This is a genomic window from Secundilactobacillus kimchicus JCM 15530 (assembly GCF_001433995.1).
Classification (GTDB): Bacteria; Bacillota; Bacilli; order Lactobacillales; family Lactobacillaceae; genus Secundilactobacillus; species Secundilactobacillus kimchicus.
This window is the reverse complement of sequence record NZ_AZCX01000001.1, coordinates 12,351-24,250: the sequence shown is the minus strand read 5'-3', so window position 1 is coordinate 24,250 and position 11,900 is coordinate 12,351. Positions and strand designations below refer to the sequence as shown.

Annotated in this window: 11 protein-coding genes; 3 read left to right on the top strand and 8 right to left on the bottom strand. The window is 48.2% G+C overall.

Annotated features, from left to right (window positions below; genetic code table 11):
• The first annotated feature begins 200 nt into the window (after nucleotides 1-200).
• Entirely contained in the window at nucleotides 201-671 is a 471-nt protein-coding gene (locus tag FC96_RS00135) for an acyltransferase family protein (RefSeq protein ID WP_054660317.1), read from the top strand.
• 55 nt (nucleotides 672-726) lie between these two features.
• On the top strand, nucleotides 727-1,215 hold the full coding sequence (locus FC96_RS00130) for a hypothetical protein (protein ID WP_056941570.1): 489 nt from the start codon (nucleotides 727-729) through the stop codon (nucleotides 1,213-1,215).
• 71 nt (nucleotides 1,216-1,286) lie between these two features.
• Here FC96_RS00130 and htpX read toward each other — a convergent pair whose 3' ends face one another.
• Nucleotides 1,287-2,174: a zinc metalloprotease HtpX gene (gene htpX / locus FC96_RS00125; protein ID WP_056941569.1), complete on the bottom strand. Its 888-nt coding sequence runs from the start codon at nucleotides 2,172-2,174 to the stop codon at nucleotides 1,287-1,289.
• 13 nt (nucleotides 2,175-2,187) lie between these two features.
• On the bottom strand, nucleotides 2,188-2,751 hold the full coding sequence (locus FC96_RS00120) for a LemA family protein (RefSeq protein WP_056941568.1): 564 nt from the start codon (nucleotides 2,749-2,751) through the stop codon (nucleotides 2,188-2,190).
• A 168-nt stretch (nucleotides 2,752-2,919) separates the two neighbouring features.
• On the opposite strand from FC96_RS00120, the gene FC96_RS00115 reads away from it, so the two are divergent.
• The gene (locus FC96_RS00115) at nucleotides 2,920-3,819 is read left to right on the top strand and encodes an alpha/beta hydrolase (RefSeq protein ID WP_235804690.1); all 900 of its coding nucleotides are present in this window, start codon (nucleotides 2,920-2,922) and stop codon (nucleotides 3,817-3,819) included.
• Between the two features lie 47 nt (nucleotides 3,820-3,866).
• Here the strand turns inward: FC96_RS00115 and purD are convergent, their stop codons facing one another.
• From purD to purL, 6 genes are read right to left on the bottom strand one after another with little or no spacing between them, the layout of a single operon-like run.
• Nucleotides 3,867-5,117 (bottom strand): phosphoribosylamine--glycine ligase, encoded by a 1,251-nt coding sequence (purD, locus tag FC96_RS00110; RefSeq protein WP_056941567.1) that lies wholly within the window; start codon nucleotides 5,115-5,117, stop codon nucleotides 3,867-3,869.
• 18 nt (nucleotides 5,118-5,135) lie between these two features.
• Nucleotides 5,136-6,662 (bottom strand): bifunctional phosphoribosylaminoimidazolecarboxamide formyltransferase/IMP cyclohydrolase, encoded by a 1,527-nt coding sequence (gene purH / locus FC96_RS00105; protein ID WP_056941566.1) that lies wholly within the window; start codon nucleotides 6,660-6,662, stop codon nucleotides 5,136-5,138.
• Entirely contained in the window at nucleotides 6,663-7,241 is a 579-nt protein-coding gene (gene purN, locus FC96_RS00100; RefSeq protein WP_054660313.1) for a phosphoribosylglycinamide formyltransferase, read from the bottom strand. It abuts the gene before it with no gap.
• Nucleotides 7,228-8,250 carry a phosphoribosylformylglycinamidine cyclo-ligase gene (gene purM, locus FC96_RS00095; protein ID WP_056941565.1) on the bottom strand — a complete coding sequence of 341 codons (1,023 nt, stop codon included), beginning with the start codon at nucleotides 8,248-8,250 and terminating at the stop codon, nucleotides 7,228-7,230. Before purM ends, purN begins: the two co-directional genes overlap by 14 nt.
• 6 nt (nucleotides 8,251-8,256) lie before the next feature.
• The gene (purF, locus tag FC96_RS00090) at nucleotides 8,257-9,705 is read right to left on the bottom strand and encodes an amidophosphoribosyltransferase (protein WP_056941564.1); all 1,449 of its coding nucleotides are present in this window, start codon (nucleotides 9,703-9,705) and stop codon (nucleotides 8,257-8,259) included.
• Entirely contained in the window at nucleotides 9,690-11,900 is a 2,211-nt protein-coding gene (gene purL, locus FC96_RS00085; protein WP_056941563.1) for a phosphoribosylformylglycinamidine synthase subunit PurL, read from the bottom strand. Before purL ends, purF begins: the two co-directional genes overlap by 16 nt.

The window sequence follows — 11,900 nt, the reverse complement described above, 5'->3', positions numbered from 1 at the left end:
GCTTTCGTTCCTACTTTTTAAATTCCTAAACAATTTTAATATGAAAGTTCACAAGACGCAATTGAATTTATGAAAGCTTAAGCCGTTCGTTTAGAAAAACTTGATAAACTTTATAAACCTCTTAAAAAAAATTCACAGAATCGCGACATTTTTTTCGTACGATAATGCTATGCCACCTTAATAAAAACGAGGTGATGCTCATGCACGAACGAATCGAATGGATCGACGTCGCAAAAGCACTGGGGATTATTGCGGTCGTCGTTGGTCATATTCTGCCTAGTGGATTGACAACACAATTGATTTATTGGTGGCACATGCCAATGTTTTTCATCATTGGCGGCTTCTTTTTAAAACCGATCAATCGCCGGCAAATCGGTCATTTCATAAAGCGACGAATCCAACCGCAGCTGGCGACCTACTTTGCAGTGGGCCTTTTATTAGTCCTTTTGAGTCGGGCTGTTCATCAAACCGACTGGTCCGGCCACAATCCAGCAACTAGCCAGTCTGCTGATTGGTGGCCGGACGCTCACTGGCTATACGACAACGATGTGGTTCATCAACGTCTATGTGCTCACTTTACTGATGGTGGTCACTATCATTTCAACGATTCAAAAGCGACGATGGCGCCTCATTATCGCGGTCGCCGGCCTGCTCTTGGGCTGCACTTATGATAAAGTTTCCGTTTGGTTTCAAGGCACACAAACCTTGCCCTGGGATGCCGATATCGTGCTTCTCACCACGTTTTTTACGTTAATCGGTTACGAATGGTTTCACCATCCGCACATTAAACCGCTGACCAACGTTTTGCCACTGTTGGGAGCCGCCGGCGTAACAACCGGCGCGGTCATTCTCAAATTAAGCGGCCAATTACCCTTTAGCCTGTCATTGAAATCCCACTTGATTGAAACCGGTGGTTGGCCATCGGCGTTAATTCTGTTAACCGTGCCATTAACCAGCTGTTTGATTGTATTTTGGGTAGCTAAATGGTGCTCTATGACGGCGTTAAAGCCACTCTTAACCATCATGGGCCGCCACAGTCTAAGCATCATGCTTTTTCACAAAGCCTTATTTGACCTATGTTCCCAACTCAACCTCAATGCGTTACCGTTGCAAATCATCATTGGCCTAATCATTCCAATTGGCCTATCCTGGTTGCGACGAAAATTGGGGCATTTTACCCAGCCAATTCGCCTTCCACAATCAGCGCCACTATAACCATTTAATGTAAAAAACGACCTGCAAAAAATTGCAGGTCGTTTTTACTGACCGACTCATGAAGCCATCGCTCACATTTTTTGAAGACGGGCAATACGGTCAGCCGTTGCCGGATGAGTATCGAATAAATGTTGCCACGATCGCTTCTTTTTAAACGGATCAGCAATATACAAGGCCGCGCTGCTAGCATCAGCTGCTTTCATTGGGGCACTATCTGAAATAACGTTTAGCGCATCAATGAGTCCCTGTGGATTCCGAGTTAGTTCAACGGCGCCGGCGTCTGCCAAGTACTCCCGGTTACGAGAAAGCGCCAGCTGAGCAATTGTTGCCGCAATTGGTCCTAAAATGACCAAAATCAAAGAAACGACCATCATGATGGCCTCAAAGGGGCCACTTTTTGAATCGGATTTACGGTTACCAAACCAAAAGAAGTGCGTTGCAAAATTCACCAAAATCCCAATAACCGCTGCCAACGCGAGTGCTATCGTTTGCAACCGAATATCGTAATTTCGCACGTGCGTCATTTCATGAGCCATAACGCCCTCTAACTCTTCTCGGTTTAGTTTCGACAGCAAGCCTGTGGTAGCTGCCACAGCTGCATGCTGAGGGTTGTTTCCTGTCGCAAAGGCGTTGGGACTCTCGTCGTCAATCACATACACTTTTGGTACTGGCACCCTAGCCACCAAAGCCATATCTTCAACAATATGTTGTAAATCGAGATATTGATTGGTACCAGAAATTTCGTGAGCATGATTCATTTTCATCACAACATTGGTCGAGTTACCAATCATCACTGCACTATAGCCAACAGCTAAAATAACGGCGGCGATTAACCCGCCAGGCGCACTATTATAAAACGTATAACCAACGGCGGCACCAACTGCCATCACGAGCAAACAAAAACCAATTAAAACGTAAATGGTACGACGCTTGTTTTGCGCAATTTGATCGAACAGCAATTAAGTCGCCCCCTTACTTGTCGAAGGAAACTTTTGGTGCTGTCTTTTCTTCTTCCGGTACTTCAAGGTAATCGGCTTGTTGGAAATGGTGCATCGAACCCACGATATTGCTTGGGAACGATTGTAGTTTCATGTTCAAACTAGCCACACTTGAATTATAAAGTTGACGCGAGTAAGCAATTTTATTTTCGGTGTTGGTCAATTCTTCCATCAAGCGACTGTACTCTTGGTCAGCCTTCAAGTCTGGATAGGCTTCACCAACCGCAAAAATACTTTTCAAGGTATTCGATAATTGATCCGAAACAGCCATCGCCTGCTGATGATCACCGCTCGGCGTGTTAATCAGTTGATTTCGTAATTCGGTCACCTTTTGTAAGGTACTTTGCTCATAGTGGCTGTATCCCTTAACTGTTTCAATCAAGTTAGGGATTAAATCGTTACGCCGTTTTAATTGAACGTCAATCTGGCTCCACGATTCTTGTACGTACGTCCGGGCTTTAATCAGGCCGTTGTAAAGGCTAATATAAACAATCACCAATAAGACGACAACAACCGCAATAATGATCCCAATTGTCATAATGATTCCTCCATTCGGTTTTTTGGTGGTTCTACTAATAGTATATCAGGTCAAACAACCGGACGCGAATCAATCAGTCTCTGACCAGTTTTTACCTTTCCTTTTAAAACCTCCCGCTGATTCTCTGTTATAATAAGCCTATTGTTGTAAAAGAGGAGGAAGTCACGCTTGAAAAGTCGAAAACTACTGATTGCCATTATCATCAGTCTGATGATTGGTTTGGTGCTTGGCACGTTGTTTGCCCAGCATCGGCAAGCAGACTACGTCAAAAAACACTTCGTCTCCTCAAACACCCCGACCATTTTTGTCCATGGTTGGTCTAGTAGCGGACTAGCTGAACTTCCACTAATTGATTCGGCAGAACAAATTCACGTGGCGAAACGAACAATGGTCATCCACGTGCGAAACAATGGGACGTTAAAAATTCGCGGCCGACTGAACGCAAGAATGCGCAACCCAATTATTCAAGTCATCTTCGATAATAACCGGGCCGGTGAATTTCGAAACGCCCAATGGTTAAAAACCGTCATGCGAACGCTTCATGATAGTTACGGCGTCACGCAATATAACGCTGTTGGTCACTCGATGGGCGCGTATGCTTGGACCTACTACAATATGCTGGTTGGAAACAACATTAGCTATCCCAGATTGAACAGAGCGGTCCTAATTGCGGGGCCATACGACGGTATTATCGACAATCACAAGTCCAATCAGCCATTATATCCGCCTTTGAGTCGCCTATGGGACGATTATCCCAACGAAAATCGGTTAAATGACGATGGCCGACCAGCCATTTTACATCCAGAATATCGCTTGCTCATGCGCTTAGCTCACCGGTTCCCCAAGCAAGCAAAAGTCCTAAATATTTATGGCGATCTAGACGATGGTTCTGACTCCGATGGCGTTGTGACAAATGTGTCGGCGCTGTCGCTCGGTTACCTTCTTGAAAACCGGGTTGCCGCTTACAAAACGCAAAAAATTACCGGACCAGATGCGCAACATAGTCGGTTGCACGCTCACAATCTAGAAGTCAATAAAGCACTGTTGAATTGGATTTGGCAGCGTTAGTTAAAAGCCTCTGACGAACTTTCTTGTCAGAGGCTTTTTTTGAGGATCTATGAAATGGCGCTGTGTCCGATATCATGACGCCAAGTGTAGGCTTGCTGATCGACATTATGGTCCAAAATTTGATTCACTCGTTTCTGGGCGGCTAATACGGACGGGGCTTTCACCGTCACCATCATAACCCGACCGCCATGACTCACCCATTTTGAATTTTTGGTGGTTACCCCGGCATAACTAACCATGGCATCCGCAGCCGTAATCCCCGGTAATGCAACGCCATCTTTCCCGTTTCTGGGATAACCGGCACTCGCAATCACCGTTCCCAGATAGATGCTGTCAGATTGCCAATCAAGGCGGGGCTTTTGCCCACCCAAAAGCGTTAGAATCGCCGCACCCAGGTCAGTTTGCAGTTGGGGCAGGACAACCTGAGTTTCCGGGTCCCCCATTCGCACATTAAACTCAATGACTTTCAAACCCTCACTTGTTGCAATTAACCCAGCATACAAGAAACCCACAAACGGCGCCCCCATCGCAGCCAGTTGGTCAATCACCGGTTGAATCACTGTCGTCATGACCTGTGAGGCGGTTTCTGATGGGAATTGTGGTAGTGGGCTGTAAGCTCCCATACCACCGGTGTTGGGACCCTCATCCCCATCTCGAAGCCGTTTATGATCTTGAGCTAACGGCATCAAAACTGCTTGACGACCGTTGACCAACGCAAAAGCCGAAAATTCTTGGCCTTCCAAAAACGTCTCAACTAGCAATTCAAATGGGCCAGCCAGTTGTGAAATTTCCTCAAGGGCAGTCTCTGCCTCCTTGAACGACTGTGCGATCACAACCCCTTTGCCTCCAGCTAAGCCGTTGGCTTTTAGAACTTGGGGGTATTTTATTTGGTTAAGGTAACTTTTTGCTTTTTCTAAGTCCGTAAATTGTTGATAATCCGCCGTTTTAACATCCGCCGCTGCCATAACTTTTTTAGCAAAAACCTTGGAAGCCTCCAGCTGAGCTGCTTGACGGGTTGGCCCAAAAATGGTGAGCCCTGCAGCCCTGAAAGCATCGACTAGTCCATCAGCTAACGGCTTTTCCGGGCCCACAACCGTACAGCGGACCTGTTTGTCCACCGCAAACGCCAACAATCGCTGCACCTCCTCCGGGAAAATAGCGACGGTCGACACCCGCTCTAAATCTGCCATTGCCGGATTACCTGGCGCTACGAACACTTCCACTTCAGGATTTTTTGCGAGGGTTTGGGCAATCACATACTCGCGACCACCATTTCCAATTAACAACCATCGGTTCATCTTTATGGCCCCCATCCTCTAATGTTTAAAGTGCCGAACGCCGGTAAAGACCAACGCGATTCCGTATTCGTCCGCTTTATCAATGGAGGCTTGATCCTTGATACTGCCACCTGGTTCAACGATGGCTTTAATCCCGTGTTCAGCTGCATAGGCCACGCAATCATCCATCGGGAAGAACGCATCTGATGCGAGGATCGCGGTCTCGTAGCCAGGTTTATCCTGCGCCTTATCAATCGCAATTTCCACAGCGTCAATCCGATTCATCTGACCAGCGCCGACCCCCAGCGTTTGATTGGCCGTTGTCACAACAATTGCGTTGCTCTTAACGTGCTTAACCACGGTTTGACCAAATTGTAAAGCGGCCAACTGAGCGGATGTGGGTTGGGTCTTAGAAACGACTTCGAAATCTGCCGCCCGTTCCGTTTGCGTATCTCGATCCTGAATTAAGACGCCACCAAGGACGGAAACGAAGTCTTGACCCGATTTCAGAGCTAGACTATCAAGCTGAAGCAAACGCAAGTTTTTTTTCTGGGCCAGAACTTCGTAGGCGTCGTCATCGAAACCTGGGGCAATAATAATTTCAAGGAACAGTTCATGCATTTTTTTAGCTGTGGCCAAATCGACTTGACGGTTGACAACAATGATCCCACCAAAAATTGAAATTGGATCTGCATCATAAGCAAGTTGCCATGCGTCCAATAATGTATCGGCAACTCCAATTCCACATGGGTTCATGTGCTTAAGAGCCACAACTGTAGGTGCTGAAAACTCGGCAATAATCCGTAATGCAGCATCTGCATCTCTAAGGTTATTAAACGATAATTTTTTACCATGGCGCTGATGGGCACCTGCTAGTGAAAAAGGTTCCGCAATCGGGTCTTTATAGTACGCCGCAGTTTGATGACTATTTTCACCGTATCGTAAATCAGTAACTTTTTCGAAGGTTTTCGTGACTTTTTCAGGGAACGGCTCATCAGTCAGATAATCAGCAATGAGCGCGTCATAGGCCGCCGTTTGACGGAAAACCTTTGCGGCTAACTCCCGCCGGAAAGACAAATCAACAGTCCCATTTTGAAGACGCGTCATCACCTGATCATAATCAGTTGGCATCGAAACAGCCAGCACACTCTGGTAATTTTTAGCTGCTGAGCGCAACATCGATGGGCCGCCAATATCAATTTGTTCGATCGCCTCGGGTTCTGAAACGTCGGGGCGTGCAATCGTGTCTTTGAACGGGTATAAGTTAACACACACGAGATCAATGGGCGAGATGTCATGGTCAGCCAATTGTGTCATGTGCGCTGGCACCTCCCGTTTTGCTAAAATTCCAGCGTGAACTCTGGGATGCAATGTTTTAACTCGGCCGTCCAACATTTCTGGAAACCCGGTCACCTGATCAACGGCAGTTACTTCAAGTCCAGCTGCCACCAGTGTTTTCATCGTACCACCCGTTGAAACAACGGTGTAACCTAACGTTAAGAGGTCGCGGGCAAAGTCAACGATTCCTGTTTTATCTGAAACACTCAACACTGCAATTTTAGCCAATTAGAGCACTCCTTCTTCAATAAGTTGTCTGATAGTTTGAGGATATAATGTATGTTCAACGCTATGAATTCTGTTGGCCAACTGTTCGACGGTATCCGTGGGTAATACGGCCACCGCCTGTTGGGCAATCACGGGACCAGTATCAACCCCCGCATCGATAAAGTGAATGGTGACACCAGTTTTAGTAACACCCGCCCGATAGGCATCTTCAATCCCGTGCCGCCCTGGGAAACTAGGCAACAACGCAGGATGAATATTAACAATCCGCCGTGGAAAAGCTGCGAGCAAAGTGGGACCAATGATTCGCATATAACCAGCTAATAAAATAGCCGTCACGTGGCGGGCACTTAGTCCGGCTAAAATCGCCTTTTCCATCTCAGCCTTCGTGTCGTAGTCGCGCGGGTTAACCAGCTGGACGGGAATGTGGTGGCCTTGCGCTCGTTGAATTACGGGCGCATCAGCCTGGTCGCAAATCAGGCAACCGACTCGCATGGGGAGCTTGGCAGCAATTAGAGCGTCAAAATTACTCCCATTACCTGAAGCAAAAATAGCAATAACTGGTTGTTTACCTGAGTTCAACGGCGGTTTCACCTCTTTTTTTGATTTTCCCAATGACAACGGCGTTCGGCACCCGATTCAGGACCGTCTGCACCGCTTCCGGTCGAACAATCAAAGCCATACCAATGCCTAGGTTAAAGACCTGGCGCATCTCATCATCATCAATTTTTCCCGCCCTTTGCAGAAGAGAAAAAATAGTAGGCACCTGCCAAGCCTGACGGTCAATAACTGCAGTTAACCCCGCCGGAATACTCCGGGCTAAATTGCCGGCCAATCCCCCACCAGTGATGTGCGCGGCGGCCTGGACAATTCCGGCTTCAATTAGTGGGTAAACGGCTTGGTAGTAGAGCTTCGTAGGGGTTAGTAATTCCAGCCCCAGTGGTTGGTCAAATCCCGGGTAGGTTTGATGAAGGTCTAACTGTGCGGTTTCAACAATGTGGCGGACTAACGAAAAACCATTGGAATGAACGCCATTAGAGGGTAAGCCAACCACCACATCGTCAGCTTGCACACGTTCGGCCGTTAACCGGCGACGCCGACTCACTAAACCAACAGCAAACCCACTCAAGTCATAGTCCGCTCCCTGATAAATACCAGGCATTTCCGCCATTTCGCCCCCAATCAACGATAAATGCGATTGGCGGCAACCGTCCGCAATTCCAGCCACAATCTGTTTAACCGTCGCTGGTTTGAGTTGACCAACGCCAAGGTAGTCGAGGAAAAACAGTGGCCGAGCGCCCTGCGTTAAAATATCATTAGCACACATGGCCACTAAATCGATGCCAATCGTGTCGTGTTTTTGCATCTCAATGGCAATCCGTAATTTTGTTCCAACGCCGTCGGTCCCCGACACCAATACTGGCTCTGGTACCCCGGCTAAAACGTCGGTGAGCGCATACTCTGCTCCAAAACCGCCGATGCCTGCTAAAACGTTATGATCATGGGTCGTTTTGACCATTTCTTTAATTTCTGAAACAGCCTGTTCACCAGCCGCAATGTTGACGCCAGCTTCTTCGTAACCATGTTTCAAACTCGCTCACACTCCCTTGTATAGGCCGAGTTTCTCCGCCTCAGCGTCGAACGTCTCCTGATAGTCATATAGCGGGGTTGGATAGTGCCCGTCAAAGTAGGCGGTACACAGACCATGATATTGATTGGTGGCAGGTAACCCAATGGCGTCAACTAGCCCCTTCACACTTAAAAACTCCAGAGAATCAGCCCCAATAATCGTTGTCATTTCGGCGACAGAATGGTTAGCACCAATGAGCTCAGCCGTTGTTTGAATATCAATACCGTAAAAGCAAGGAAACTTTAACACGGGCGAGGCGATTCGAACATGAACTTCCTTGGCACCCGCTTGCTTGAGAAGCCGAACAATGTGCCGACATGTGGTGCCTCGCACCATAGAGTCATCAACAAGCACAACGCGTTTGTTAGCAACTACTGAGCGAACAACCGCTAACTTCATCGCAACGCCTCGATCCCGCCTAGCCTGAGTCGGCTCAATAAAGGTCCGGGCAACGTACTGATTTTTTATCATCCCCAGATCATACGGCAGGCCACTGGCTTTCGCATAACCGGTTGCGGCTGATAGCGACGAGTTGGGCACCCCCAAAACAACGTCGGCCTCAACGGGTTGTTCACGCGCTAACGTCGCCCCCATCCGCTGACGGGCTTCGTGCACGCTCACCCCGCGAATCACGGAATCCGGCCGGGCAAAATAGATGTATTCCATCGCGCACACTGTGAGGTTGGTCGCTTGAGTGTAGCGTTCGAAACGAATTCCCGCATCAGAAACAATGACCATTTCTCCCGGTTCAATATCTCTCAGATAGGTTGCGCCCACCTGATCTAGAGCACACGTTTCACTGCAAATAACCGTCCCGCCATCGGGTAATGTCCCCATCACTAAAGGTCGAAACCCATTTGGATCTAAAGCCGCCACTAGGCAGTTCGGCGTCATTACAAGGTAGGCGAATCCGCCACGAACAACGGTCAACGCCGCTTTCACCGCCTCAATAAAATTATCAGTGGGCTCTTTCGTAATTAGATCGCCCAAGAGTTCACTATCTGAGCTCGCTTGAAAGGCCACCCCTTTCGTGGCTAACAATCGGCGAAGGGCCACCGCATTTGTTAGGTTGCCGTTATGCGCCAATCCAAACGCACCAAACCGGGAATCGTTAAACAGCATTGGTTGAATATTTTCGAGTCCGTGATTACCAGCAGTCGCATACCGAACATGACCAATCGCCCCATTTCCAGGCAATGATTTAATCTTTTCAGGGTCGGAAAAAACTTCCGCCAATAAACCTAACCCCCGCACCCGGTGCAAATTCGCACCTTCATGGGTCAAAATGCCGGCCCCTTCTTGCCCCCGGTGTTGCAGACTGTGTAACCCATCAAAAGTGGTTGCCGCCGCATTGGAATGATGCCAAACCCCAAATAGGCCACACTCTTCGTTCAACCCTTTTATTTCGTAAGCCATGCTAACGCGCCTCCGTATGCTGCCTCTAATTTAGCCACATCCTCTGAAATCTGACCGTCTTGAACTTGAACTTCAAGTTCTTGAGTAGCCGTCACATGGCCAATTATAGTTGCCTGATCACCGGCCAATGCGTCGAATCGTTTTTGGTTTTCAGCCGTTACCGTCACCACAAATCGAGACTGGGTTTCTGAGAATAACTGGGCCGCTGACAGCTTTAAAGCCACTTTCAACCCGAGCTGCGTTCCCATGATAAGTTCGGCGAGACCAACAGCTAGACCGCCCTCACTTAGGTCATGCGCACTTTGTAGTAAGCCCTGGTGAATAGCCGTAGTGACAAGCTGCTGATTGGCAACCTCCTGATCTAAATCAAAGTGAAGCTGACCCTGCGGTGTCCCTGACTGGTATTTTTGCAGCTCACTACCGGCAAAATCATCCCGAGTTTCGCCAATCACGTAAACGATATCGCCGACGTTTTTGGCGGTCTGCGTGGTTAACCAGTCTACTGACGTCATTAGTCCGACCATTCCGATAACCGGAGTTGGGTATATGGGTCGACCGTCCGTTTCGTTATATAGTGACACATTACCCGAAATAACCGGTGCATCAAACCGCCGACAAGCTTCACTAATTCCCATAACTGCCTGATCTAGCGCCCAAAAAACTTCGGGGTCTTCCGGGTTGCCAAAGTTTAAGCAATTGGTCACGCCAATTGGAATTGCGCCGCTCGCTACAACGTTTCGTGCCGCTTCACTGACGGCAATTTGCCCGCCTTTATACGGGTCTACGGCCAAATACCGCCCGTTACAGTCCATGGTCATGGCCAGCGCTTTTTGGGTATGCGGCACCCGGACAACCGCGGCATCGCTACCAGGAGTAATAATTGTGTTAGCCTGCACCTGAGTGTCATATTGACGGTAAACCGATCGTTTAGAGCCAATTGTAGGTTGTTGTAAAAGCGTCAGCAGCGTGGTCCCGGGATTATCAACAACAGGCACCACCGCCTCTCGGGTGGCGCTGAATGGTGCCCGTTTTTCCGAATGGACCTCGACAACATCGTCAACCAGTGCGGCCACCGGGATATCACATACCAGTTCGCCTTGATGGTGTAACTGGTACTGGTTGTCCGTTGTCACCTGACCAATCACAACGGCATCCAATCCAAAGGACTTAAAAATAGCTAAAATGGTGGCCTCAGCCCCTTTTTTAACACACAGTAGCATCCTTTCTTGAGATTCTGAAAGCATGATTTCGTACGGTGTCATCGCCGTTTCCCGTTGAGGTACCTGATCTAAGTCCAACGTCACACCACTACCTGCCTTAGCGGCCATCTCAGCTGATGATGAAACTAACCCAGCTGCGCCCATATCTTGGATTCCTAGCAGTTTGTCAGCGTGATCGTGAATAATCTTTAAACAGGCATCCGTCAGCAATTTTTCCATAAACGGATCGCCAACTTGAACCGCGGATCGATCCGAGTCTTTTTCCGTGCTAAAGTCACTGGAGGCAAAAGTCGCGCCGTGAATCCCATCTCGCCCCGTTTTAGCCCCGACATAAATAATGGCGTTACCAGCACCCACTGCTCGGCCAAACTTTAAATCAGACTGGTCCATCAGCCCCACATTCATAACGTTAACCAACGGATTATGCCGATAAACCTGGTCAAATGCAATTTCGCCACCGACTGTTGGAATACCGATGCAGTTTCCATAGAAGGCAATTCCTTCAACGACGGATTTGAGCAACCGTTGATTCGAAACATCAGTTAACTCGCCAAATCGTAAACTGTCTAGACTGGCAATCGGCTTAGCACCCATTGAAAAAATATCACGGATAATGCCGCCAACCCCCGTGGCTGCGCCCTGAAAGGGTTCGACATAACTTGGATGATTGTGGCTTTCAGCCTTGAATACAACCGCCTGATTGTCACCAATATCCAGTACTCCGGCCCCCTCGCCAGGCCCTTGAATAACACGGCTGCCAGCATTCCAAAACTTTCTCAACGCAGGCTTAGATGTTTTATATGAACAATGTTCACTCCACATCACCGCAAACAGGCCAGTTTCGGTATAATTCGGTAAACGGTGCAGTAATTTGGTACAAATATAATCGTATTCCGCTTCGCTTAATCCCCACTCGAGATACGGCTTTTGGGCTTTAATTTCCTCTGGTGAAATCGTCGTTGACGTGGCTTGCAT

Excerpts from the sequence above, each read along its gene's own strand:
- FC96_RS00135 (WP_054660317.1), top strand. The coding sequence starts at position 201 with ATGCACGAACGAATCGAATGGATCGACGTCGCAAAAGCACTGGGGATT.
- FC96_RS00120 (WP_056941568.1), bottom strand. The coding sequence starts at position 2,751 with ATGACAATTGGGATCATTATTGCGGTTGTTGTCGTCTTATTGGTGATT.
- purD (WP_056941567.1), bottom strand. The coding sequence starts at position 5,117 with ATGAACCGATGGTTGTTAATTGGAAATGGTGGTCGCGAGTATGTGATT.
- purF (WP_056941564.1), bottom strand. The coding sequence starts at position 9,705 with ATGGCTTACGAAATAAAAGGGTTGAACGAAGAGTGTGGCCTATTTGGG.
- purL (WP_056941563.1), bottom strand. The coding sequence starts at position 11,900 with ATGCAAGCCACGTCAACGACGATTTCACCAGAGGAAATTAAAGCCCAA.